At 62.4% G+C, this 24191-nt stretch carries 20 protein-coding genes; 18 read left to right on the forward strand and 2 right to left on the reverse strand.

All coding sequences use genetic code 11. From position 1 onward, the window contains the following. Nucleotides 1-1239, reverse strand: coding sequence for a CBASS cGAMP synthase (locus RH90_RS21050; protein WP_157134799.1), 1239 nt, complete (start codon nucleotides 1237-1239; stop codon nucleotides 1-3). A 454-nt stretch (nucleotides 1240-1693) separates the two neighbouring features. On the opposite strand from RH90_RS21050, the gene RH90_RS21055 reads away from it, so the two are divergent. The 18 genes from RH90_RS21055 (at nucleotide 1694) to RH90_RS23775 (ending at nucleotide 21417) form a co-directional block, all read left to right on the forward strand. Then, a complete protein-coding gene (locus tag RH90_RS21055; protein ID WP_010188915.1) occupies nucleotides 1694-2536 on the forward strand; it encodes a DUF932 domain-containing protein in 843 nt (280 codons plus the stop codon). Nucleotides 2537-3157: 621 nt separating this feature from the next. After that, complete coding sequence (locus RH90_RS21060; protein WP_157134800.1) at nucleotides 3158-4036, forward strand: replication initiator protein A; 879 nt, start codon at nucleotides 3158-3160, stop codon at nucleotides 4034-4036. Between the two features lie 421 nt (nucleotides 4037-4457). After that, nucleotides 4458-5294, forward strand: coding sequence for an RNA replicase (locus RH90_RS21065; protein WP_010188919.1), 837 nt, complete (start codon nucleotides 4458-4460; stop codon nucleotides 5292-5294). A 297-nt stretch (nucleotides 5295-5591) separates the two neighbouring features. Then, nucleotides 5592-6284, forward strand: coding sequence for a hypothetical protein (locus RH90_RS21070; protein WP_232280469.1), 693 nt, complete (start codon nucleotides 5592-5594; stop codon nucleotides 6282-6284). 52 nt (nucleotides 6285-6336) lie between these two features. Further along, nucleotides 6337-6666, forward strand: coding sequence for a single-stranded DNA-binding protein (locus tag RH90_RS21075; RefSeq protein WP_029625573.1), 330 nt, complete (start codon nucleotides 6337-6339; stop codon nucleotides 6664-6666). A gap of 157 nt (nucleotides 6667-6823) precedes the next feature. Continuing rightward, a complete protein-coding gene (locus RH90_RS21080; protein ID WP_051124915.1) occupies nucleotides 6824-7336 on the forward strand; it encodes a DUF2726 domain-containing protein in 513 nt (170 codons plus the stop codon). 84 nt (nucleotides 7337-7420) lie between these two features. Next, nucleotides 7421-7864: a hypothetical protein gene (locus RH90_RS21085; protein WP_010188930.1), complete on the forward strand. Its 444-nt coding sequence runs from the start codon at nucleotides 7421-7423 to the stop codon at nucleotides 7862-7864. A gap of 93 nt (nucleotides 7865-7957) precedes the next feature. Further along, nucleotides 7958-8896 carry a DUF7146 domain-containing protein gene (locus tag RH90_RS21090; RefSeq protein ID WP_010188931.1) on the forward strand — a complete coding sequence of 313 codons (939 nt, stop codon included), beginning with the start codon at nucleotides 7958-7960 and terminating at the stop codon, nucleotides 8894-8896. Next, nucleotides 8893-9840, forward strand: a complete 948-nt coding sequence (locus RH90_RS21095; protein WP_010188933.1) for a GGDEF domain-containing protein — start codon at nucleotides 8893-8895, stop codon at nucleotides 9838-9840. Before RH90_RS21090 ends, RH90_RS21095 begins: the two co-directional genes overlap by 4 nt. A gap of 106 nt (nucleotides 9841-9946) precedes the next feature. Next, nucleotides 9947-11083: a hypothetical protein gene (locus tag RH90_RS21100; RefSeq protein ID WP_010188934.1), complete on the forward strand. Its 1137-nt coding sequence runs from the start codon at nucleotides 9947-9949 to the stop codon at nucleotides 11081-11083. A gap of 72 nt (nucleotides 11084-11155) precedes the next feature. After that, nucleotides 11156-11623, forward strand: coding sequence for a type IV secretory system conjugative DNA transfer family protein (locus RH90_RS21105; RefSeq protein ID WP_157134801.1), 468 nt, complete (start codon nucleotides 11156-11158; stop codon nucleotides 11621-11623). Nucleotides 11624-11689: 66 nt separating this feature from the next. After that, on the forward strand, nucleotides 11690-15910 hold the full coding sequence (locus tag RH90_RS21110; RefSeq protein ID WP_010188936.1) for a strawberry notch-like NTP hydrolase domain-containing protein: 4221 nt from the start codon (nucleotides 11690-11692) through the stop codon (nucleotides 15908-15910). 127 nt (nucleotides 15911-16037) lie between these two features. Beyond that, the gene (locus RH90_RS21115) at nucleotides 16038-18116 is read left to right on the forward strand and encodes a ParB/RepB/Spo0J family partition protein (RefSeq protein WP_010188937.1); all 2079 of its coding nucleotides are present in this window, start codon (nucleotides 16038-16040) and stop codon (nucleotides 18114-18116) included. Between the two features lie 140 nt (nucleotides 18117-18256). After that, the gene (locus RH90_RS21120; protein WP_010188938.1) at nucleotides 18257-19180 is read left to right on the forward strand and encodes an ArdC family protein; all 924 of its coding nucleotides are present in this window, start codon (nucleotides 18257-18259) and stop codon (nucleotides 19178-19180) included. Continuing rightward, nucleotides 19177-20148, forward strand: a complete 972-nt coding sequence (locus RH90_RS21125; RefSeq protein WP_010188939.1) for a phosphoadenosine phosphosulfate reductase domain-containing protein — start codon at nucleotides 19177-19179, stop codon at nucleotides 20146-20148. The genes RH90_RS21120 and RH90_RS21125 overlap by 4 nt, the downstream gene beginning before the upstream one ends. Before the next feature lie 85 nt (nucleotides 20149-20233). Continuing rightward, nucleotides 20234-20503, forward strand: coding sequence for an HU family DNA-binding protein (locus RH90_RS21130; RefSeq protein WP_010188940.1), 270 nt, complete (start codon nucleotides 20234-20236; stop codon nucleotides 20501-20503). 115 nt (nucleotides 20504-20618) lie between these two features. Next, a complete protein-coding gene (locus tag RH90_RS21135; RefSeq protein ID WP_010188941.1) occupies nucleotides 20619-21254 on the forward strand; it encodes a hypothetical protein in 636 nt (211 codons plus the stop codon). Between the two features lie 22 nt (nucleotides 21255-21276). Further along, complete coding sequence (locus RH90_RS23775; protein ID WP_157134802.1) at nucleotides 21277-21417, forward strand: hypothetical protein; 141 nt, start codon at nucleotides 21277-21279, stop codon at nucleotides 21415-21417. 56 nt (nucleotides 21418-21473) lie between these two features. Here RH90_RS23775 and RH90_RS24665 read toward each other — a convergent pair. Next, nucleotides 21474-24191: calcium-binding protein (locus tag RH90_RS24665; protein ID WP_010188942.1), on the reverse strand; the 2718-nt coding region annotated here is incomplete at its 5' end.

A 24191-nucleotide genomic window follows, 5' to 3' on the forward strand; every position in this document is an offset into this window, starting at 1 on the left:
TCAGCCAACGCGTGAGTCGCCTCCCAGCCTGACCGAGCGCTGCGCCTCCTCGCTTTTCTCGAAATCCCCTAGCATGCCGGTCGTGAGGATCGAGGGGGCGCTTTCTACGACCAGCAGATCGGCATCGTCGGGCAGATAGTCGCCGAATAGCTCGCAAAGTTTCGCGCTCGCATCGGCCGCGCGCGTTCCGTTGAGAACGACTCGAAGACCGGCCGCAAGCTCTTGCGCCTCGGTGATGAACTCCCGGCGCATTTCGGTCGACCACCCGTCGTCCAGGAATTGTCCGGCGACGACCGGATTATACACCCGGTGGTTGAGCCGCATCGCCAGTTGCTCCGCCGCCATCAACAGCGCCTTGTCGTCACGGGTCTGATCAATGGTCGACCCGAGCTGGTCGAACGCGGCGACCGTGCATGCCATCAATGTAATAGAACTGAGGCGGCATACCCCCCAATGATGGTCGCGCCAGGCCTTGAGATAGCGGCAAACGCGCCGCAGCTGGTAGCCATGAAGCGCGATCGCCGCCTTGAACCACTCTTCGAGCTTGCGCGGGTCGGACGGTTTCCAACCCTCATCACGATGCGCGAGCATGATGTGATCGCTCGGCAAGCGAGGATAGACATCGCGCGTGAATGCAATCTGCTCGTCGAGCGCTCCGGCAAAAGCAACGCTGGCCTCAGCTTTCTCGATCAGTACGGCGAAATCGTCGTCCGGGATGGCGTAGAGCGCGAGATCGACATGCGCGCCATCGCGAACTTCGACGCGGACGCATGACGGCTTGGGGTCGGAAAGCGTCCATCCGCGCTTTTCGCAGATAGGCGCGAGCATCGCCTCGACCGCGGCGAAATATGCGCCGCTGATCACCGCCGGATGCGCCTCGCCGTTCTGGCTCAGAAACGACACTGGCAGGAACACGCCGTCGTCCAGGTCGATCTCCTGCGGCGGCTCGTGCGTAGTGCGATTGAGCGTGTCGTAGGACCAGCTACCTTGCATCTTGAATTTGGGGCGAAGCGGCGGCGGCGCCGCAGCAAACTCGACCTTCGCAAGTGCTGCATGCTCGAACATTTCCTGCCCTCCTAGATAATCTTCCCAATCGCGGAAGCCCTGGCGCAGTGTTTCGCGAATTTCGTCGCGTACGGCGCGCAAGGCGAGCCGATCCTCCTCGTCGATGTTTAGCGCCGATAGATAGGTGTCGTCCGCTCCCTCGCGGTAGAATGCACGATGTGCGTTGATGGCCACGGTCAATTCCCTGTTGTGATCTATTCCCCAGCTCGAATTAGGATCAATCCTAAATAGAACAAGAGGTGAGTACTCGTGTTATCGGGCGTCTCGTGGTGGGCGTGATGCGTGGTTGGCGCGCCCGATGTGACCGCGCTCTATCTGCGCTCCGACCGAACCGCCTCCGCCGTTTCGTCCCATCCGGGTGACGATCGCTCGCGCTCGCAGGCTGACGCCCGCGGGTGATGAGGCCGGCATCGTCGGCAAGATTCGCTCGCCGGGTCGGGGAAAGGGGCGCGCCGCCCCCTCTCCCCGGCAACGACAATCAGCCGGGCCGTGGCTCCCTCGCTTGCGCTCAGTGCGCCCGCACCACCCCGTCGGATTCTCGCTGCCCACCTCGCCCCCGGCTGTTCGCCACGAAGGCAGGGTTGATGGCGGGGCCGTCGCCCTGCGGTCGATTGAGAAGGAAACAGTCATGTATCACCAGCTCGCCACCCGGTTTGCTCACAATGCCCACCAGATCACGGGCCGCACGCCGCTCGACAATGACGCATTGCGCAGCCACGTCCCCTCGATTTTCGCAGGCGAGGCGCACGACAGTCGGTCGGATCGCTATGTCTATGCCCCCACGATCGAAATCGTTGAGGGGTTGCGCCGTGAGGGATGGCAGCCGTTTTTTGCAGTCCAGTCGGTGCCGCGTGACGGCAGCCGCCACGGCCACGCCAAGCACATGCTACGCCTTCGCCGCGACGACCAAATCGGAAAAGCCGAAGCCGCCGAGGCCATCATCGTCAACAGCCATGACGGCACCAGCGCCTACCAGATGTTTGCCGGGATGCTGCGGTTCGTCTGCACCAACAGCATGATTGCGGGCGAGCGGTTCGAGGAAGTGCGCGTCAGTCACAAGGGTAAGATTCAGGACCAAATCACCGAGGGGGTTTTCACCGTCGCCGAGGATTTCCCGCGACTGATCGACGCATCCGAGCAAATGAAGGAAACTCGCTTGTCCGAACCAGAGCAGCGCGTGTTGGTAGAGGCCAGCCTTGTCGCTCGCTTCGGCGAGGAGGACAGCCCCGTCCGACCCGAACAGATTATCAATCCCCGTCGCCGCGAGGACGTCGGGCAAAGCCTGTGGACCACGTTCAACGTCATTCAGGAAAACGTGCTGCGCGGCGGACTGACTGGACGTCGCCAAAAGGCCAACGGCCAAATCCGCCGCAGCACGACGCGCCGAATCAACGGCATCGATCAGGGTGTCGGTATGAATCGTACGTTGTGGACGCTTGCCGAAGGGATGCCCCGCTTCAAAAACGGCTAATCGGCATCCGGGGCCACCCTGCGGGGTAGCCCAAGAATCGCGGGCGGTCCTTGGCGGGCCGCCTGGTCCTCCTGTGATTCATGAGGTCGATCACCCGTGCCGGGTGTTTCAGACATTTAAGTCAGACCCGAAGCGGGACCCCACTTAAATCCTGCTAAACATCTGTTAAAGCCAATAAAGTCGGTATTAAAAGCGGTCCCGATCAGCGCCGATGGGGAACCCGTGGAAAAATCCTATTTCTTCGCGTTTTCAAGTGTTTGCGCTAAGAGGCGATGGGGGGCCTGCTTCTGCTTCGACGCTTATCCACAATCCAGACTCTCATAGTCGATGAACCAATCAGAAGGGCGCAGCTCAATCCGTCGGGCTATAACCCGGCCAGAACGGAACCAGCGACGATGATCCGGGAAAGCACGAAGCTCGCCTTGGAGAATGTTAATTGATCCGCGAAAGCACGAATTGCATGCCTCAGAATGCGGCCTACGGGGTATCAACTCGGGCAAAGCCCTCTGCTTTCGTGCTTTCGCGGATCAATCAGTATGGTCGGATTCGTGCTTTTGCGGATCAATGCGAAGTGGGCGTAGATAGTGCCGCGTCATGAGCGCCACGATGGAGACGAGGCCGATGCCAACCAACCAAGCTGATCTGTTCGCGCTCGATAGTCCGTTAATGAGCGAAGTGCGGGGCGAGCGGTCGCTAATGGCATTTCCGTTTTTCGCTCTGAGCAAAGGAAAATGGACAAAAACGCTGTCTTATAAGACGGATACGGTCTCGATCGAGATCGTTCCTACAGCTAAGGGTGTCGCGACGATCTACGACAAGGAGATCGTTCTCTACATTGCCAGTCTGATGGTGGCTAAGCTCGAAGCCGGCGAGGAAGTGTCTCAAGATTTTTATTTCACGGCGCATGACCTATTTTGTGTCACCGGAAACAACCCTTCAGCTCGTTCCTATACGCGTTTGTCGCAGGCGCTTGAGCGGCTGCAAGGTACACAGATCAAAACCGACATAGAAGCTGGTGGAGAGGGCGAGGAGGGGTATTTCTCCTGGTTGTCGGAAGCAAAGCTCTACTACACGAAAAATGGCGAGGGCCGGGGTGAGAAGCGCCTCAAGGCTGTAAAGGTCCGTCTCTGCGACTGGCTCTTCCGTGCGATCCTTCGTGATCGTCAAGTACTCGATTATGCGCCAGCGTATTTTAGGCTCGGTCCGGTCGAACGTCGACTTTACGAGATTGCTCGATCCGCTTGTAGCGGCGGCCCTCATGAGTTGAGCCTTGAAGAATTGCGCCTTCAATTAGGCTACCAGAATTCGCTCGCCCATTTTCGGCATGCATTGAAGGCGATATTGGAAGCCGATGCGATCCCTGACTACCGCGTGACTTTATTCGACGCACCAGCAGTCGGTATTCAAGCTGCTCCACGTCCAGGTCGGAAGACCGGGCATTGTCACGTTCTGATCGAGCCAAAAGTCACGAAGCTCGTACCTCCTACCGCGCGGACCTGATTCGGGCAGCCTGCCCGGTTGCGGGGCAATTAATCCGGGAAAGCACGAATTTGGAGGCAGGGTTGATCCGCGAAAGCACGAATCTGTGGGCGATTGATCCGAGATAGCACGAACGATTTTCGGCTTTGATCCGAGATAGCACGAACTGTAGTTGTTTCGCGGACCCGTCGTTTTTGCCACAATCATACTTGGACTAGTTGCACGATGTGACTGGCCAGACGGGATGACGGCTGTGACCACATAAAGGAAAGCCCGGCACAAAGGCCGGGCATCCCAGAAGTCTAAATGTGAGAGCCTTGCAGGGCTTCCACGGGTCAATCTACCGACCCTCACATAGCGACTTCCGAGCTTCGGTTCAAGGATGCGCGCTTTGCGCCATGGAGTTTCTTTGCCCCGGTCCCAGCCCCAAAGGGGATGGAAGATGCAAGCCGTATCAGTCGCACGCGCGAGCTTCATGGCGCTTGAGCGCATCACGCTAACCCACACCCGCGCGAGATCAGGCGGGCCCAACCCCACGCGCGCAAAGGTTCACCCGAACAGCCGGCTCGCCGGCACATTCGAGGACGATTTCTTCTACAGCTACGCAAAAGGCGAGACCGATCGGATCTACGCACGTGCGGCCGAGCTTGAAGACCAGAAGAACGCGATCCGGCGAAGCGCCAAGGCTGAAGGCCGCGTTCTCACCCCTGACGAGCGGCGTATCATGCTGCTCACCCCAGGGGCGCTGAGGATCCTCAAGGTGCTGCTCGAGCTGGCCCGGACCTGCTCAGGCAAGGTTTTCCCGACGTGGGAATGGATCGAGCAGAAAAGCGGGCGATCGCGCGCAACCGTCCACCGTGCCCTCAAGAACCTCGCCGCGGTCGGCTTGTTGGATAAGCAGCGTAGGTGTGTCCCGATCGAGCCGACCGCCGATCGGCCAAAGGCCAAGAACGAGCAGACGTCAAACGTGTATCGGATGCGCTTCCCCAACTGCCTCGTCAGGTTTCTGCCACGCAAGATGCAGCCAGTACCGCTTCCCGATGATGTCGTTCAAAGCGAGTCTGATCGGGTCGAGGCAATCGCGGCTATGCGCCTCTGGCGATCACCGCGGCAGGTCGCTGCCGAGGATTTCGAGGACGCCGGCCTGCGTCGCATCATGCTTAGCCTCGCAACCGCTGTCGAGAGACAAGAGTCTCAAAAAAATGGTCAACCGCATATAGATTCATCTATTCTATGGGAAAATGGAATTGGCCTAGTCGGCCAACGCCCTGACGCCTGACGGCAATCAGCCCGGACCAACGGCGCAACCAACAAACAGCCACCACGACCCAGCGCAAACGTGGGACGCTACGCTTCGCTTCGCGGTGCACCCGGGGGGCGCATGCGTTTTCTGTCGCTTTCAAATGGTCGTCGTCACGCTCGCTGCACGCGATTCCCAAGTCTCCGCTCGATCAAACGGCGCTCATCTCAACCACGATCAAGCGAACCTAAAATTAAGGGTTGTCCATTTTTGTCCCTTGTCGCAATAATGACGAATGTGGCGTCGACACCGCACTTCGAAGGATAACGCGCCACAGTGCGGAAGCGGGATCACCCTGCCGCCGCGATCGACAATCATCGCATGAGGGCCCGAGCGATCCTGGGCGGCGCAGCAATCCTTGGGGCGATCGTCCTTTGGCACCGCCCCTCCCTCGACTACGGCGCTGTCGGTTCCAACGCGCTCGGCTGTACTGCCACGAACGACGGGTCCGTGTGCGATGCGGTCGCCGGCATTTCCAAGGTGATCCACTCTCCCCTGCTTCCTTCTAATCGCGCGGCACTTCTTCCACCGCCCGAAACACCGGGGGCGGTCGACCCGGCCATCACCCAGGTCAACATCGACAACACGATCTGCCGCCCGGGCTACGCTCGGTCGGCACGACCCGCCTATTCGATCACCGGCCCGTTAAAACGCCGCATGATGGATGCGCAGCATCCCGGCGATAGCATGGCCGATTACGAGCTGGACCACCTCATCCCGATCTCGATCGGCGGGGCGCCGCTCGACATGCACGACCTGTGGCTTCAGCCCCGCGAGGGCCAAGCAAACGCGGGGGACAAGAACGTCCTCGCCTATGTCCTGTGGCGGCTGGTCTGCACCCATCAGGTGCCGCTCCAGACCGCGCAGCGCGACATCAGTCACGACTGGACGCGCGCGTACCAGCTTTATGCGACGCCCGAAAATATCGCCAAATACCATTTCCGACATCCCGAGCAGGAACGCGAATAGCGTTTATTGACCGGGCGGTTTCCAGCATTTCACTTCAGCCAAGGAGAGTATGATGCCTCAGAATATCGCGGAATTCCGGATCATCGGTCGGATCGGAAAGATCACGTCGCGTGAAAAGGTGAAGTACGTCAGCGTTGCCGCCAATTATAATCGGCGTGACGGCGAGGAGTGGAAGACGGACACGCATTGGAACAGCGTGGTCTGTTTCTCGAACGTCGCTTCGCAGGTTGATAATGCCAATAAAGGCGACCTCGTTCACATCACCGGCCGGGTGCGTGAAAGCCAGCATGGCGAAGCGAACGATACATCTTACCGAACCGAGCTGATCGCAGATACATTTTCGGTGCTGACCAAGGCTGATACCGAGGACTCGGATAACTGATGGGACGCGGGGGCGGCCTTCGGCACGGCTCTATCGGCGCTGCGCCCCGACCGAGCCCGCACGCGGTCTCGGCCCTCCCGGGTGACGATCCTCGCCTGGCCGGGAGGGCGCGCAAAGCGCGCGCCCTCCCGGCCCTCGCACCAATTCCAACCACACGATGACCCACTACACGCGTCCCGAATTGCTCCTCGCAGCACTGGTCGCCGTCATCGTCCTGGCCGCGATTGCCAAGGCAATCCCGCGCACCCCCCGCGTCCGCGCCAAGGCGCTGCTTACCGAACGCGAGCGCGCCGCCCGCGGCATCATCGAGCGCCTCCTTCCTCATACCCGGGTGCATGTGCAAGTCTCGATGGGCGCGCTCTTGCAGCCCAAGGGTGGTTTCGGTCACACCGATGCGACACGCACTCGCTACAAGTTTTCCTCGAAGATCGTCGACTTCGTGATCGAGGACCGCGCGTCGGGCGCAATCCTCGCGCTTGTCGAGCTGGACGACCGCAGCCACGACGCCGCGCGCGATCATCAGCGTGACGCGATGACCGCTTCGGCCGGCTATCGCACCATCCGCCTTCCTGCCGGACGGCTCACCACGGCCGACATCGCCGAGCGGCTTCAGCCGCTCCAACGAAAGAACGCCTGCACGTCCACCAGTGCGATGCGGAGCGGCGCATGACCGATCAAAGGAACAGGACGAGTTCGGCGCTGGACGGCGATTTTCTCCTTTCGTTCTCGTGGCGCATAATTCAGAATCGGTGCCATGCCGATCCGCCCGGAACATCGCTGGCTATACCCGATCGACTGGCCCGAGATCAGCCGGATCGTCCGGTTCACGCGCGCGGGTGGGCGCTGCGAGCATTGCCAGCGCCCGCACGGACGCCGCGTAACGCTGCTGCTGGGCACCAATGGCGTCTGGTGGGATACCGAGATCCACGCCTGGCGCGATGGCCGCGGCCGCCAGCTTCGCCGCCAGCCCGGCTACGTCCCGCTCGAGGCGATCGGCATGACGCGCAAGCCAGTCTATCTCGCGACCGCCCACCTCAATCACGACCCGACCTTCAGCGGTCCGCGCTGGCGCAATCTCGCAGCGCTCTGCCAGCGCTGCCACATGATCCACGACGCGCCCGAGCATCGTCGACGCCGCTGGTGGAACGCATTTCGCAAGCGTGCGCTCGGCGACCTGTTCTCAGGTCGATACAGCTAGACCCTTTCGCGACGATGCAGACGCGGGCGGCGATCGCCGCCTCAGAGGGGAGGATGCCGGTTGCTCTTCGGTTCAATTTCTCCGGAGGCACCCATGACCGAGATTCATCAAACCCACAGGACGATCGCCATGGCACGTCTCCCGCTAGACGCTGAGGTTCGCGCCAAGGATATCGTCGAGAAACTCGGCGGTGTCTGGCGCGGGACACGCGGCGAATGCCGCTGCCCGGCGCATGACGACGGCTCTCCGAGCCTGTCTGTCCGCTTGGGGGACACGGCGATTCTGTTCCATTGCTTCGCCGGCTGCACGACGATCGAAGTCCTCAAGGCCCTGCAGCGCCGCAAGCTCCACGATCGCGCAGCCGTCTCGATGCCCGAAGCCAAGCCCAAACGCGACATGGGCGCACTCGCGCTCCGGCTCTGGAAAGCGAGTGAGCCCATCGCCGGCACGCTTGCCGAGGAGTACCTCCTCGCGCGCGGCCTTTCCGGCCCCTTTCCCAAGTCGCTGCGCTTCAACCCCGAGACCATCCACGGATCCGGGCCGTCCAAGCGGACGATGCCCGCCATGATCGCGGCCGTCGAGAACGACCTGGGCGTGGTCGCGGTGCAGCGCACGTTCCTCGATCCCGACAACGTGCTGCACAAGCCGATGCCCAAGCCCAAGGTCTCGCTGGGCCTGCTCGGCACCGCGGCGATCCGGCTGGCGCCAGCGACGGACGAGCTGGGCTTTGCCGAAGGCATCGAGGACGCCCTGTCGGCGATGGAATGGTTCGGCACGCCGACCTGGGCCTTGGGCGGCGTTGAGCGCCTCGCCTTCGTCGCCATCCCCGAGAAGGTGCGCCGCATCATCGTCTATGGCGATCGCGGACGGGCGGCCGATCGGCTGCTCGCCAAGGCTCGCGACTATCTCACCGCCAATGGGCGCGAGCTGGTCAACCGCGTGCCCGAGCATCACGACGACTGGAACGACGCCTGGAGAGCCCATCTGCAGAACCAGTCTTTGCCCTCGAACCCTGTCGGAGGCATCCGATGACCTACAGAAAAACAGGCGCCAAGGTTCTTGCCTTTCTTGACGAACATCGTCTGCTTGCAACGCCTGAGCATTACGCGTTCGCCTATCGCTATCTGTTCGGTGACGATGCCACTCTGAAAACCAGTGTCGCCGCTATCATCGACGGGGGCGTGCGGATTAAGCCTCACCAAATCGAGAAACTCGCTCAGCCAGCACGGCTTCCGTCTGCGGCGAATGATACGATTGCCCCTCACCTAGACCACATCGCAGCAACGATTCTCGGCATCATCGGCACCGCGGCCCATGAAGCAGGAGCTTTTGGCAAAGAACTGACCTTAGCGGCCGTCGAACTAGTCGAATCCGATGCCGCGAGGGTTCACCAGGTTGTCGCTAGAATGATCGCCCAAGCGGATCGCGCCGAGGCCGGCCTCGCAGACATGAGCCGGCGAATCGCTGTTTTGCGCGATGAAATTGTCCTCGCGACCAACAATCCCAAGAGCTTGCAAAGCCGCGAGTTTGTAGAAGCCAATCTACGGAAAGCACTCGCCGCATTGCCGTCGCGCCTGTGCTTCGCTGTGGTTACAGTGGACCAATTCGAGGCCATCGAGCGCGACCATGGCCCCGGTGTCGCTGATAGGGTGATGCGTGTTGTTGCGGAGACGGTGCAGGCTGGTTGCGGTGAATATCGGGTTGGCCGCTGGGCAGTTGGATCGCTCGCCATCGTCTTTGACGGGATATCGGTCGGTACAGCGACGGAACTGTTGGGCAATGCCCGTTCGGCCTTGGCCGCCCGAAACATGAAAACGCGGGAACACGATCGGCCGCTGGGGACGGTCACCTATTCTGCCGGTGTGGTCCAGACTGGTTCCAACGATGCTAAATCACTGATGGATAAGGCATCGACGCTTGCGCGCGACGCTTCACTCTCCGGAGGAAATATCACCCAGTCTGGGCTGTCACTCTGACGTGATCGCTTCACCATTTCTATAGCAGAGGTGAAAAGATGAAGCTTACCGAAGCAAGGAAACAGGCCCCCGTGCACCATAACGTCACCACTATGTATCCAGTACGATGAAGCCGCTCCCCGCGACTTATCTGGAGCATTTAGCGGCCTACGATGCGCCGCTGCTGAAGGCAGCGCGCGACAACGCGGCCGAGATTCGATCGAGCGGCCAAACTGAACTTTCCGCGTCTGAGTTGATCCAATCGGACAAAAACTACGAGCCGATCATAATGCGCCGGATCGACGCGCTACTCGCGAACACATCCAAAAAGCACCGCATATCCCTTCCCGAGCTTCGCAAACGGATGAAGCAGGGCGAGTTCGACAGCGACATCAATGCGCTTCGGATCATCTCCGCCAAAATGTACCTGACCGCAATCAGGCACTTCATCGCCGGCGAACGCATTTATTATTGTGCCGATGGCTTGGCTGATCGACTGATGCACACGGACGTCAAGGTGCCGTCCGAACTTCTACGGCTGCCCTTCAGCCATATCATGCTGATCGTCAGCGCGCCCGACCTGACGGAGCGATTCGCGCGCGATCGCGGCGCGAAGGCGACCAAGGCACGCCCCATATGCGTCACGGTCGCCCAGGACGAACGCGACGGCTTGCCGGCCTGGGTCATCGACATAAGCCAGACGCGAGGCGAAAAACTGATTGCGTCCGATCATCGAACGCTGATCCTCCACCCCGGTACTACCAGCGCCGCGATCATACGGCAGGATCATGAGGCGGCGCTAACCCACGTCCCTGCGGACGATTTTGCGGCAATCCAGGAGCACATCCCGAGTTTGCGGGGGCCAGATACCCCGACAGCGTTCGATGCTGACCAGCTTTGGCTTTATCGGCTGATCGTCAACCTCGTCCTTTATATAACGTCAGCCGCGCCCGAGCTTGGCTGGAACCGGAAGAACGGCAAGCAGCACGCGGGGGACCGCGTGAATTTCAGCCCAAGAGAGCATATCGTCGTCGGCGAAAGTGTCTCCCGCATCATCCGATATTCCGAACCGGCCGCCCGCACGTCGACCGATAACGGGACCGGCGCCGTCCGCCCCCTCGCCCACCAAGTTATCGTCGCAGGACATTGGAAATCTCAAGCCTACGGTCCAAATCGGGAGTCACGGAAGACGATATGGATCGAACCCTACGAGCGCGGGCCAGACGTGGCGCAGATGGTCGCAAGACCGGTCCTCGTTCGATAAGCTGCATTTGGGAAACACGGCACTACAGCCGCTAAAGCGATTGCGCCGAGGCGCACGACGAAGGGAACGCGAGTGAACGCCTTCACACCTAACAGCGACTTTTCCGGGCAGCCGCATCGTGCCCATGATGTCATCATGATCATCGGTCGCGCGACCAATGCGCTTGGGCGCGCACTGGTCCCCGATACCCGTCGCCCGTCGCGCCAGCTTAGCCTGCGGATGTTGGCCGTGGTGAAGGCGATCCAATTCCTTCCGATGTATTTGGACGGAATAGCAACGATCGACCTGGAGGCGGCTTTAAGCGAAGCCTCGAGCGCGATCGACGCGCTCGAAGCGGCTATCGAACGGGATCGCCGCACCTTGGCCGGACGCTTCGCCCAGTGGCTCCATTTCCGACGCCACCCCGAGGAATATACCGTGTTCGTGGCCGCACCGACCCGTGCTGGCAAAGGGGTCGCGACCATCATTCCCACGTTGCTTGGCTGGCGCGGTCCCGTCCAGGTCATCGATCGCAAAGCGAATCCCGACACCCTGCATTGAGAGGAGAGGGAGCCTTCGGCTTGTTGATCCGGTGATGAGCACCGGGCGATAAACCGGAGGCCCTCGATGCGCACTTCAGCCGCAGCTCTCGAACTCGATTTCACCGAACCCTCGATCACGGCCGCCAAGGCGGTCGCCGACACCATCGCCAGGAACGGATCGTTCCAGCGCGACACGCTGCTGTGGGTCATGGAGCAAGCCTATGGTGGATCCTCGGCCGACGGTCGCTGGTCGCTTCGCGACGCTTACGACATGCTCGAACTCGCCCAGGTCATGCACCTGGCGAAGGCCGACCTGCCGTCCACCCCGGGCGATTGCCTTGCCGCGCTGACAGAGTTGGTCGCCGGTTTGCCCACGCATACCGTCCGCAGCGAAGAGCAAATCGAACTTCAGCAATTCTCGACCCCGGCGCCGATCGCCTACCTCGCTACGCTCGCCGGCAGGATCGCGGCCACGGATCTGGTCCTCGAACCGTCGGCCGGCACCGGCCTGCTCGCGGTGTTCGCGCACCGTGCCGGTGCGCGCCTGGTCCTCAACGAGATCGGTCCGGCGCGCGCCGAGATGCTTGGCTCCGCCTTCCCGGGCGTCGCCGTCACGCGCCACGACGGCGAGCTGATCCACGACCTCCTCGAACAGACTGTCCGGCCAACGGCCGTCCTCATCAATCCTCCATTCTCGCGCAGCGTCGGTCGCCACGCCGACCCGCTTGCAGCGTTCCGGCATCTGCGCGCCGCCTTGATGCGTCTCGGCACCGGAGGCCGCTGCGCCGCCATCCTGCCCGATCGCGTGGACATATCGAGCCGCGCCTGGGCCAAAGCGACGGAGGGCTGCACCCTCACGCTGCACCTCGAGCTGCCAGCGAACGCCTATGCGAAGCATGGCACCAGCCAGACCGTGAAGATCATGGTGCTGGAGAAAGGCACCGGCACGCCGGCCGAGCTGATCCGCTGCGCGACGCTCGCCGAGGCACTCGCGGCGATCGCGGCAAAGGCCGCTCCGCACGTGTCCGCGCCTGTCCCGCGCACAACCTCGCAGCTCACGCGCCCTGCAGGGCGCAGCTCGCTGCTTGGCGGCCTCGCGAGCAAACCGCGTCTGAGCGCACCCCCGGCAAAAGCCGCGCGGTCGCAGACCGCGACGCCGATCGATTACACCGTTTTCGCCGAACCACTTCCGACCGGCGAGTCTGTCGGTGTGTACCTGCCCTACCGGCCGAGCCGGATCGCGATCGGGTGCGCATCGGCGCACCCGACCGCGCTGGTGGAATCGATCGCCATGGGCTCGATCACCGCGCCGCGGCCGACCTACGTCCCCACCCTCCCGCAAGCCGTCGTCGATGCGAAGACGCTCTCCGACGCCCAGCTCGAGACGCTGATCTATGCCGGCGACGCCTTCGAGCGCGACAATCCCGGCCTGTTCAAACCTGTCGAGGAGGGGCTCTCGATCGCACCATCCGAGGATGGCCGTCCGTACCGGACCGGCTTCTTCCTCGGTGACGGCACCGGCGCCGGCAAGGGCCGCCAGGTCGCCGCCATCATCCTCGACCAGTGGCTGCGCGGACGCCGCAAGCACATCTGGGTCTCCAAGACCGAGACGCTGCTCGAGGATGCGCGTCGCGACTGGACCGCTGTTGGCGGTCTCGCGCTCGACATCCAGCATCTCAACCAGTGGAAGCTCGGCTCGCCCGTAGGCGCGGCCGAAGGCGTGCTGTTCCTCACCTATGCGACGCTGCGCTCCAATCGCGGTGATAAGGGCACGCGGCTCCAGCAGATCCTCGAATGGGTCGGCGACGACTATGACGGCATGATCGTGTTCGACGAGGCGCACGAGATGGCCGGTGTCGCAGGAGGCGAAGGCAGTTTCGGCACCAAGCAAGGCTCCGATCAGGGCATCGCCGGCGTCCGCCTGCAGAACCTCCTGCCGCGCGCCCGCGTCCTCTACGTGTCTGCGACCGGCGCGTCCGACGTCAACAATCTGGCCTATGCCACGCGGCTTGGCCTGTGGGGTCCCGGCACGGCGTTTGCCGATCGCCGGACTTTCGTCGACTCCCTGCGCCGAGGCGGGATCGCCGCGCTGGAGTTGATCGCGCGCGACCTGAAAATGCAGGGGCTCTACGTCTCGCGCGCGCTGAGCTTCGCCGGTGTCGAGTACGACATCCTCCAGCACAACCTGACCGTCGACCAGATCGAGGTATACGACGCCTATGCCGATGCGTGGGCGATCATCCACGCCAACCTGCGCGCGGCGCTGGACGCGACCCGCGTGACGGACAGCTTCTCGAACGACACCAATAACAGCGGCGCCAAGGCGGCCGCGCTGTCGATCTTCGAGTCCACCAAGCAGCGCTTCTTCTGCCAACTCCTGATCGGCATGAAGCTGCCCTCGCTCGTCCCCGCGATCCGCGCCGACATCGCCCGCGGCGAGAGCGTCGTCATCCAGCTCGTCTCGACGTCCGAGGCGATGCTCAACCGGGCACTGGCGGCTCTTTCGGTTGAGGAACGCGCCAATCTCGACATCGAGCTTTCGCCGAGGGAGTTTCTCATGTCGTACCTCACGGCCGCCTTCCCGGTCCGGCAGATGAAGACCTTTGTCGACGAGACCGGTAAGACCCGCTCCGAACCGATGTCGGACGAGGACGGCCGCCCCGTCTTCAGCCAGGAGGCGCTTGAGATGCGCGACAATCTCCTTGAGCAGCTCTGCGCGCTGCCGATCGTCGGTTCCGCGCTCGACCATATCATCGGGCATTTCGGCACCGATGCCGTCGCCGAGGTTACGGGGCGCAGCCGGCGCGTCATCATGGACGCGCACGGTCGCCAGCGTGTCGAAAGCCGCTCGCCCCGCACCAATCTCGCCGAGACCGACGCCTTCATGCGCGGCGCGAAGAAGATCCTGATCTTCTCCGATGCTGGCGGCACCGGCCGCAGCTACCATGCGAGCCTGACGTGCGAGAACCAGTCGCGCCGCAACCATTACCTCCTCGAGCCGGGCTGGCGCGCTGACGCCGCCATCCAGGGGCTCGGCCGCACTCACCGGACGCATCAGGCGACCGCGCCGCTGTTCCGGCCGGTTTCGACCGACTGCCGGGGCGAACGTCGCTTCATCTCGACGATCGCGCGCCGGCTCGACAGCCTGGGCGCGCTCACCCGCGGCCAGCGCCAGACTGGCGGTCAGGGCCTGTTCGACCCGCGCGACAATCTCGAAAGCGACTATGCCAAGGAGTCGCTCGAACAGTGGTTTCGCCTGCTTGCCAATGGCAAGCTACGCTCGACCACGCTGGACGAGTTCCAAAAGCTGACCGGCCTCGAGTTGGAGGGCGAAGGTGGCGGGCTCAAGGAGGAGATGCCCCCGATCCAGCGCTGGCTCAATCGCATCCTCGCGCTGCGCATCGCCATGCAGAACGCGATCTTCGACGAGTATCTCGGTCTGATCGAGGCACGGATCGAGGCGGCGAAGGAGGCCGGCACGCTCGATCTCGGCGTCGAGAGCATCAACGCCGAGCGCATCACGATCCTCGATCGCACCGTCATCCGGCGCGACCAGACCAGCGGCGCCGAGACCGAGATCCTCCGGTTGGAGACCGAAGAACGCTACAAGCCGCTCGCACTCGATCGCGCTTTGCGGATCCTTGGCGACGACGCCCGCCCGATCGTCAACCGCAAGTCGGGCAAGGCGGCGATCCGGTGCAGCACCTACTCGCTCACCGATGACGATGGTGAGATCGTGCGCCGCTACGAGCTGGTGCGCCCGACGCGCACCGAGCGGATGCGGCAGGATCTCCTCCTCGAGACGATGTGGGAGGATGCGAGCGAGGAAGAATTTTCCGCGCTGTGGCAGGCCGAGGTCGAGGAGATGGCGGGCAAGACCCGCACCAACACGCTCTACCTCGTCACCGGCTTGCTCCTGCCGGTCTGGGATCGCCTGCCCGACGATCACGTCCAGGTCTGGCGCCTGAACACCGACGACGGCCAGTCCTTCCTCGGCCGCATCGTCCCCGCCCCGCTTGTGACCAAGCTCGCGGACGCCTTCGGTATCGCGGCGACCATTACGGTGTCGGGAGCCGAGACCGCCAAGCACGTCATGGGAACGGGTGAGATCACCGCGCTCGGTGCGTACCGGCTGAAGCGCAGCCTGGTCGCCGGCCAGCAGCGCCTCGAACTGCTCGATTGGCCGCACACGCGGTTGCCCGAGCTGAAGGCGGCTGGATGCTTCACCGAGATCATCCAACACAAAACGCGGATGTTCATTCCCGTCGCGACTGCCGCGACCGTGATCGACCGCATCACCGCCTGACGCGACACGAGGCTCTCTTCCAGTGTCCCCAAAGGGAGGGGAGGGAGCCTTCGGCTTTGTGAGCTTGATGAGCAGGCTCGCGTGACCGTCGGACAACGGCGCGCTTATCTCGAATGGAGTATGACCGATGATCCAGTCCGTGAAGGTCAAGAACCTGACACTCTCGAAGGACAATGTCCGCAAGCGCAGCCGGGAGGTCGGCCTCGAGGATTTTGCCGAGAGCATCGCCAAGAACGGTCTCCTGCAAAACCTGGTAGTAACGCCGCTCAAGAAAGCGGGCACTTTCACCGTCAAGGCAGGCGGTCGACGCTTGCGGGCGATCCAGCTCTTGATCGAGCGCGGTACATTGCCAGCCGATCACGAGGTGCCTGTGCTCGTTCTCGCGAACGACGACGCCGCATCAGTGGGTGCCAGCCTCGCCGAAAACCGTCAACGGGTGCCGATGAACCCTGCAGATGATTGCGAGGCCTTCAAGACGCTTATCACCCAGTTTGGGATGACCGTCGAGCAGGTGGCGATCCAGCAGGTCGTGTCGGTTCGGTTCGTTGAACAACGCCTTGCCCTCGCCAACCTCGCCCCCCCGATCTTTGAAGCTCTCGGTGCCGGTGACATCACGCTGGCGGTCGCTCAAGCCTATGCCATCACGGCCGACACCGACCGACAGGCTCGCGTGTTCGCCCAGATGCAGAACGCCTATTACGGCAACCAGCCCGACAATATCCGTCGCGCCATCCTCAACGGCTCCGTCAAGGCAAACGACGCCAAGGCCCGCTTCGTCGGTCGCGAAGCCTATGTCGCCGCAGGCGGTCGAATCGAGGGCGACCTGTTCGCCACGGAGAATGACGAGAACTGGATCGACGTCGACCTTATCGAGACGCTTGCAGCTTCCAAGCTCGAAGCCGCAGCAGCCGAACTTGCGTTGGCCGAAGGCCTAGCGTTCGTCACCCCGATCGCGGCAACGCACGTCCCCTACGACCTCGAGCGCCAGCTTCACGAGTATCATGCTCCCGCCCGCGCCCTCACCGACGACGAGATCGCGCGTGTCGAGACATTGTCGGCCGAGAACGACGCGCTGATCGACCAGCTCGAGCAGGAACTGCCCGACGGCAGCACCGAAGCCGAGGCGGCGAACGCGCGTATCGAGGCGATCGAGCGCGAGCTCGAGACCATCGAGGACGCCCGTCACGAGATCGATCCGGCGCTGAAAGCGCAGATCGGGACGTTCGTCTATATCGGGGGCGACGGCGAACCCCGCGTTCACACCCGCCTCTTCAGCGAAAAGCCGGTCGTCGATCCGAACGCCCCGCCCAAGGAGTCGGGCGGCGTAGCTGGGGACGGCGATGCCGGTGACGGCGAACAAGGTCCGAAGCTCAGCGCCACGTTGATCGATGAACTGGCGACCCAGCGCCGCCAGATTCTCGTCGCCCACGTCGCCAGCGACCCGGGACTCGCGCTCGACCTCACCATCTTCCTGATGGCGCAGAACGTGGTCTTCGAGCAGGCGAACATCCCCAACCACTCGACCCTGAAGTCGGGCGCTGCTGGCTTCCCGATCTTCGCCTTCCGCGACGAGGGCTCGATGGCGTCGCAGACGATCGACGACCAGCGCCAGAAGCTCGACACGAGCTGGGCAGGACTGCCGACCATGACCGCGCGCTTCGACGCCTTCCGGGCGCTCGATGACGAGGCCCGGGGCGCGTGGGTCGCGTTTTCGATAGCACGAACTCTCGAACCGACGCTCAATGTCGCCGAGGGCTATCGCAGCAACGGCTTCCACGACCATCTCGGTCGCCTCCTCGACATCCAGGTTGAGAATTGGTGGCGCCCGACGGCCGAGAACTTCTTCGGCCGGGTCAAGAAGACCGTCATGCTCGACGCGCTCGAGGAGATCGGAGGCCCGATCCTGCGCGGCCGCTACAAGGACGCCAAGAAGGGCGACCTTGCCGGCACCTGTGCCTCGCTTTGCAACGGCCAAGGCATCGTCGAAGCCGAGATCCGCGAGAAGGCAACCGCCTGGTTGCCGGAGGCGATGCGCTTCGACGGCATCGAGAAGGCGGCGCGCACCCCGCTGCACTCCAGCTTTACCGACGACGAGACCGGCACCGATCCGGACGAGGACGAGGATACCGACCTCGACACCGGTGACGATGCAGTGATCGATCCTGACACCCACGATGACGAGGAGGATTTCAGCCAAGCGGCGTGACGCCGGCTTGCACATTTCGAGGCAACTGGGGGCGGCACTCTTCGCGGAGTGTCGCCCCTCTTTTTGTAACCCGGCACCGCCTCCCGAAAAAGGGGAGGACGCTCACGCGGGTTTGCCTCACCTCAATCAGGAGAACGATCGTGGCACAGACCACCGACAAGCCGTCGCCTGCCGACATCATCACCAACACCATCATCGACAAGCTCGAATCCGGAGTACGGCCCTGGGTCAAGCCATGGCGCCCCGGCCTTGGCGGCCGTCCGCTGCGCGCGACGGGCGACCCCTACAAGGGCATAAACTGCTTCTGGCTGTGGCTGTGCGCCGAGGGCGCCGGCTACAACTCGCGCACCTGGATGACATATAAACAGGCGCAAGCGCTTGGCGGCCAGGTCCGCGAGGGCGAGCGGTCGCAGATCGCGATCTTCTACAAATCCTACAGCAAGACCGTCGAGTCTGTCGTCACCGGCGATACAACCGACGAGATGCGCCGCGTGCTGCGCTCCTACGCGGTGTTCAACTGCGACCAGATCGAAGGGCTGTCTCCCGACTTCTACCCGAGCCCGGTCAGCATCGTCCCTCCCGCTGACCAGCTTCCCGAGCGCGCGCAGCGCTTCATCGATGCTCTGCCGGCGACCGTCCACACGCGCGGCGATCGCGCGTTCTACGATCGCACCGCCGACAGCATCACCATGCCGCCCGTCGAGCTATTCTCGACGCGGGCCTACCACGCCGCCACGCTCGCCCATGAGGCTGGCCACTGGACCGGCCATCCCGACCGGCTCGATCGCACGTTCGGCAAGCGCTTCGGCGACGACGCCTACGCGTTCGAGGAGCTTTGCGCCGAGATGACCTCAGCGCTGCTCGGTGCCGATCTCGGCCTGCCGACGTCGCATATGGACGACCACGCCGCTTATATCGGCTCGTGGTTGAAGGTGCTGCGCAAGGACAGCCGCGCGATCATGACCGCCGCGGCGAAGGCAGAAGCGGCAGCCGGGTATCTGCTCCGCGCAACCGGCCTCGACGCCTCGGCCGAACCCGAGGAACAGATCCGTGAAGCAGCATGACCGCTCCGGCCGCCCTCTCCGACCTCGGCGCCTACCGGCGCTTCGTCGTGGCATTCAGTGGCGGCAAGGACAGCCTTGCCGCCCTGCTCTACCTCCTCAGCCTCGGCGTGCCGGCACACGCGATCGAACTGCACCATCATGATGTCGATGGCCACGGCCCGACCTTCATGGATTGGCCGTGCACGCCTGCCTATGTGCGCGCGATCGCCGACCATTTCGGCATCGCGCTCTACGTCTCGTGGCGCGAGGGCGGCTTCGCGCGCGAACTGGCGCGCGACGACGCGCCGACCGCCCCGATCGCGTTCGAGACGCCGACCGGCATCGGCCGTGCCGGGGGCAACGGCCCAGCCGGCACGCGCGGGATCTTTCCCCAGACGTCTCCCGATCTTCGGGTGCGCTGGTGCAGCCCCGCGCTGAAGATCGACGTCCTCGCGGCCGCGATCCGGAATCAGCCGCGCTTCCTTGACGGCCGCACGCTGGTCATCACCGGCGAGCGCGCCGAGGAAAGTCCCTCGCGTGCGCGCTATGCGACACTCGAGCCACATCGCACATCGACCCTCGCGCGTGCGGTCGATCATTGGCGCCCGGTCCATGACTGGACCGAGCGCCTGATCTGGGACGCGATCGCGCAAGCGCGGATCCGTCCCCACCCGGCCTACGTCCTGGGTTGGGGCCGCCTGTCCTGCCGAGCCTGCATCTTCGGCTCGCCCGACCAATGGGCGACGCTCCGGCTCGTCTTTCCTGCCGCCTTCCGACGGGTCGCGGCTCGCGAAGCCGCGAGCGGGAAGACGATCCATCGCTCGCTCACCGTCACGCAGCTCGCTGATCGCGGCACGGCGTTCCCGGCTGCGACGCTCCATCCCGACGAATTGACGCAAGCCGACGATCCGGTCTGGCGTCTTTCGATCCTGGCGGATCGCTGGACGCTCCCTGCCGGGGCCTTCGGCGACCATGCAGGCCCTCCATAGATGCCGCAATGCCAAAGGCTTTTCGGCTTCACCATAATAGTTGCTTTGGCTAAACCTGCCGACTTTCAAAGGGAGCGCAAATACCATGAATATCGGTGAACTGACCAAGGGCGTCGCAGAATCGACTGGATCGAGTGAAGCTGACGCAAAGAAGGCGATTGCGGCTGTCTTCGATCAGATCGCGCGCGCGGCCGCGAAAGGCGAAGAGGTCGCGGTTCCTGGCTTCGGGAAGTTTTCGGTCAAGGACCGTCCGGAGCGTCAAGGTCGCAATCCGGCGAACGGTGAAGCGATCACGATCGCGGCCTCGAAGAAAGTGGCGTTCACGCCTGCCAAGGGTCTGAAGGACAAGCTCTGAAACATCAACGCCGGCGAGTGATCGCCGGCTCCTTCACGACCGAGCTGGGCTTTCTGACAGAGGAGAGGAAGCCTTCGGCCTTTTGAGCGCGCCCTGGCGCTCAGGAGGTTCGGTCATGCTCTTCGACACGCACTACCGCCACAACGAGGGGCTTTCCCCCGATGCACTCGGCACCCTGCCCGCAGCGCTCCACGCCCTGAACGCGGGCGTCGACGACTGCCGGCGTGCCGGCAAGCCGATCGACCGCGATGCGTCAATCCTGCTGCTAATCCGCAACCTGGCGTCCGTCGCCGAACGTGGCGCACCCATCACGAACGCGCTGCGTCTGCGCTGTGCGGAAGATCGAGGCAGCGTCATCTCCGGATCCGCGCTGCTCGACATCGCCGGCAACAGCGTCGCCGGCGACGCCGCGGCGAAACGCACCTTCCATCGAGAGGCCCGCCTCGCACTTGCTTCGCTCGCCGAGGCGATCGGCCTCGAGGCGCATGACGTCCGCATCGACACCGACATGGGAGGCCTAGCCGACGATGGTACGACCGAGCTGCGCCACTCCGACCTCTCGATCCGGGTACGGCCGCACAGCTTCCTCCCCGACAGCGAGATCACCTTCAACCGCTGCCGGGGCGGCGAACACGCCGGCCCCGTTCAGCGCGCGCCGATCGCCGAGTTGCTGGACGCAGCCACGTTCCAGCGTCGGCTCACCGCGACGGTTGGCGACGTCGGCGCTACGCGCCTCGCCGCTGCCGCCTGATCCTCACGTCCGGAGAATTATCATGGGTTGGCTCTTCATGCGCGATATGGGCGGCTACGCCACCCCGCGCTCCTATCTCGACAACCAGTTCACCAAGACCAGCACCGGCGCGCGCGACAAATGCACGTTCGGGTACAAGGACAGTGCGCCGTTTTGGCGCTGAAAGGAGAATCAGGAATGATGAGATAAGTTGAGGAAACCTCTGCCTCCCAACTTAGATCAAAGAGCATCGCGCGAGCTGTCGAACATACGCGTGGTACCGGTCGGTAGCCAAGCGCTGAACGGAGTGTCGCGTTTGTCGGGATAGACCTCTTCAATAACTCCGGATCCGAAAGGTTGAAACGCCGAAGACGCTTCGATTAGCCGCGCTGCGACCGAAGCAGCATTGTCGGACCCTGTGGACGACGTGGCTGAGTCGTAAGAGAATATGGCATCAGCAAGCATACTGCGTGATCCGTCGGCTCTTACAAAGGTGCCTGTTTGAAGAATCGTGCCGCTGTCCCAATCCCAGTTATGAGATGTTGCTTCGCCCTTGAGATCAATTGCGGAGATACCAGCATTAGTCAGTGACGAAAGTTCACCTGGGTCAACGACGCCGTTTCCGTCTGCGTCTTGCCAGACTCCGAATTCCTTAAATTGAATATCGCCCTCAGATAACTGGCCATCTTTATTGGTGTCGAAGGCACTCAATCCGTCGAGATCAGAAGTCGCTCCCGGTTTATCACCGATGAAACTGATTTCGAATATTCCACTGATAAGACCATCTCTATTGCGATCAAGGACGAGTAATCCGTCATTTTTATTGATCCAACTTGTTGTATCGGCTCGCCCGTCGCCGTTCATGTCAAACAAAGCCTTTGACCCACTTCGATTTACCAGGCTGATACCGTCATCGTTCAAGTCGAGCACAATGGGAGCTGCGAGTGATTGGCTGACATCGGCAAACGCTAGGGTTTCCACTCCAACAATAGTGTCAACTCCGTTGTTCCCATCGCCAGGGTTTAAGTCGGTTACGGTGAGGACCCCGTTCACGGTTGCCAGCTGGTAATCCCCTTGCACGCTGGCAAACCTGGCGATGTCGGTGCCGTTGCCCCCGATCAAAATGTCGTCACCCGCCCCGCCGGAAAGCACGTCATTGCCATCATCTCCGCGCAGCTCATCATTGCCAGCAAGACCGTCGATGGTGTCATCACCGCCAAGTCCTCGAAGATAATCGACTCCGGCAGTACCGGCAATCGTGTCTGCACCATCAGTCGCAGTCGTGAGATGGGCAAGGATCGCTGCCCGATCCCAAGTGGTGCCATCGGCAAACTCCAAACTGCCAAGGCCTGTCTCATGACCATTACCCCAGAATTGGTAACGCGCCTTAAAGGTGTCGCCCGAAGCAATCAGAGTCACGATCATCGCGTCGCCATCGCGCGTCAACGCTACATCATCCGACTTCCCTGGCAGGACGAGAACATCGTTGCGTTGATAGCCGCCCCCCGGATTGGTCAGCAGATCGTGACCATCGCCGATTTGGAACAAGATACGGCCACCACCATTGCCCTGGACGGACAGTGTGTCGTTACCCGTGCCTGCGCTCACACGACCGTAATTACTATTCAGCGTCAGCACGTCGTCGCCGGGCGAACCGATAACCTCTATATTTGCCAAAATCGCAGCTTGATCCCAAACCGAACCGTCAGCGAACACGATCTGATTAAGACCCCAAGTGCCGTCGTCCTGAAACTGGCGGTCTACCCGGATCTCTTGATCGGTCACGAGATCGCGTACGTAGAGGTCATCGCCGCTGCGCCGCAAATGCACGTCGACCGAATTGAGGTCGGTGAGCTTCAGCGTATCGACATCGCTCGCAACGCCCACATCATAGATGCGATCGAACCCGTCGCCCGAGGCATAGCGGTAGGTATCTCCGCCCTCGCGTCCTTCGAGATAGTCGTTGCCCTTGTTGCCGACCAGCTTGTCGTCGAGGCTCGAGCCGTAGATGTCTTCGTTGTCATCGCCACCTCGAACCCACGCTGCTTGTCGGATTGCTTCGCGGTCGATCGAGGTGCCGTCGGCGAACACGATTTGGTTCAGGCCCCAAGTACCATCGGACTGAAACTGGCGATCGACCCGGATTTCCTGGCCCGTCGTTAGGTCGCGCACGTACAACTCATTATCCCAGCGACTGAGCTGAACATCAGCCGCATTGAGATTGGTCAGCTTCAGCGTGTCGACGTCCTCAGCGCTGCCCGCATCATAGATGCGATCGAACCCATCACCAGAAGCATAGCGGTAGGTGTCTCCGCCCTCGCGTCCTTCGAGATAGTCGTTGCCCTTGTTGCCGACCAGCTTGTCGTCGAGGCTCGAGCCGTAGATGTCTTCGTTGTCATCGCCACCTCGAACCCACGCTGCTTGTCGGATTGCTTCGCGGTCGATCGAGGTGCCGTCGGCGAACACGATTTGATTCAGGCCCCAAGTACCATCGGACTGAAACTGGCGATCGACCCGGATTTCCTGGCCCGTCGTTAGGTCGCGCACATACAACTCATTACCCCAGCGACTGAGCTGAACATCAGCCGCATTGAGATCGCTCAGCTTCAGCGCGTCGACGTCCTCAGCGCTGCCCGCATCATAGATACGGTCGCTCCCATCACCAGAAGCATAGCGGTAGGTATCTCCGCCCTCGCGTCCTTCGAGATAGTCGTTGCCTTTCACGCCATCTAACGTGTCGTTCAGCGCCGAACCGTAGATCTCATCATTGCCATCGCCGCCATAAAACACCGCCCCCAGCCGGATCTGCTCGCGGTCGAGCGAGGTGCCGTCGGCGAAAGCCAATTGATTGATGCCCCACGTGCCGTCGTCTTGGAATTGGCGATCGACCTTGACTTCCTGACCCGTGCTAAGATCGCGTACCCACAGATCGTTACCAGCACGACGCAGTTGGACGTT

This window comes from Sphingomonas sp. PAMC 26605, from assembly GCF_000241485.1.
Taxonomy (GTDB): Bacteria; Pseudomonadota; Alphaproteobacteria; order Sphingomonadales; family Sphingomonadaceae; genus Sphingomonas.

Coding starts and splice junctions, on each gene's coding strand:
- RH90_RS21055 (WP_010188915.1), top strand. CDS start 1,694: ATGTATCACCAGCTCGCCACCCGGTTTGCTCACAATGCCCACCAGATC.
- RH90_RS21060 (WP_157134800.1), top strand. CDS start 3,158: ATGCCAACCAACCAAGCTGATCTGTTCGCGCTCGATAGTCCGTTAATG.
- RH90_RS21065 (WP_010188919.1), top strand. CDS start 4,458: ATGCAAGCCGTATCAGTCGCACGCGCGAGCTTCATGGCGCTTGAGCGC.
- RH90_RS21075 (WP_029625573.1), top strand. CDS start 6,337: ATGCCTCAGAATATCGCGGAATTCCGGATCATCGGTCGGATCGGAAAG.
- RH90_RS21080 (WP_051124915.1), top strand. CDS start 6,824: ATGACCCACTACACGCGTCCCGAATTGCTCCTCGCAGCACTGGTCGCC.
- RH90_RS21085 (WP_010188930.1), top strand. CDS start 7,421: ATGCCGATCCGCCCGGAACATCGCTGGCTATACCCGATCGACTGGCCC.
- RH90_RS21090 (WP_010188931.1), top strand. CDS start 7,958: ATGACCGAGATTCATCAAACCCACAGGACGATCGCCATGGCACGTCTC.
- RH90_RS21095 (WP_010188933.1), top strand. CDS start 8,893: ATGACCTACAGAAAAACAGGCGCCAAGGTTCTTGCCTTTCTTGACGAA.
- RH90_RS21100 (WP_010188934.1), top strand. CDS start 9,947: ATGAAGCCGCTCCCCGCGACTTATCTGGAGCATTTAGCGGCCTACGAT.
- RH90_RS21110 (WP_010188936.1), top strand. CDS start 11,690: ATGCGCACTTCAGCCGCAGCTCTCGAACTCGATTTCACCGAACCCTCG.
- RH90_RS21115 (WP_010188937.1), top strand. CDS start 16,038: ATGATCCAGTCCGTGAAGGTCAAGAACCTGACACTCTCGAAGGACAAT.
- RH90_RS21125 (WP_010188939.1), top strand. CDS start 19,177: ATGACCGCTCCGGCCGCCCTCTCCGACCTCGGCGCCTACCGGCGCTTC.
- RH90_RS21130 (WP_010188940.1), top strand. CDS start 20,234: ATGAATATCGGTGAACTGACCAAGGGCGTCGCAGAATCGACTGGATCG.
- RH90_RS21135 (WP_010188941.1), top strand. CDS start 20,619: ATGCTCTTCGACACGCACTACCGCCACAACGAGGGGCTTTCCCCCGAT.
- RH90_RS23775 (WP_157134802.1), top strand. CDS start 21,277: ATGGGTTGGCTCTTCATGCGCGATATGGGCGGCTACGCCACCCCGCGC.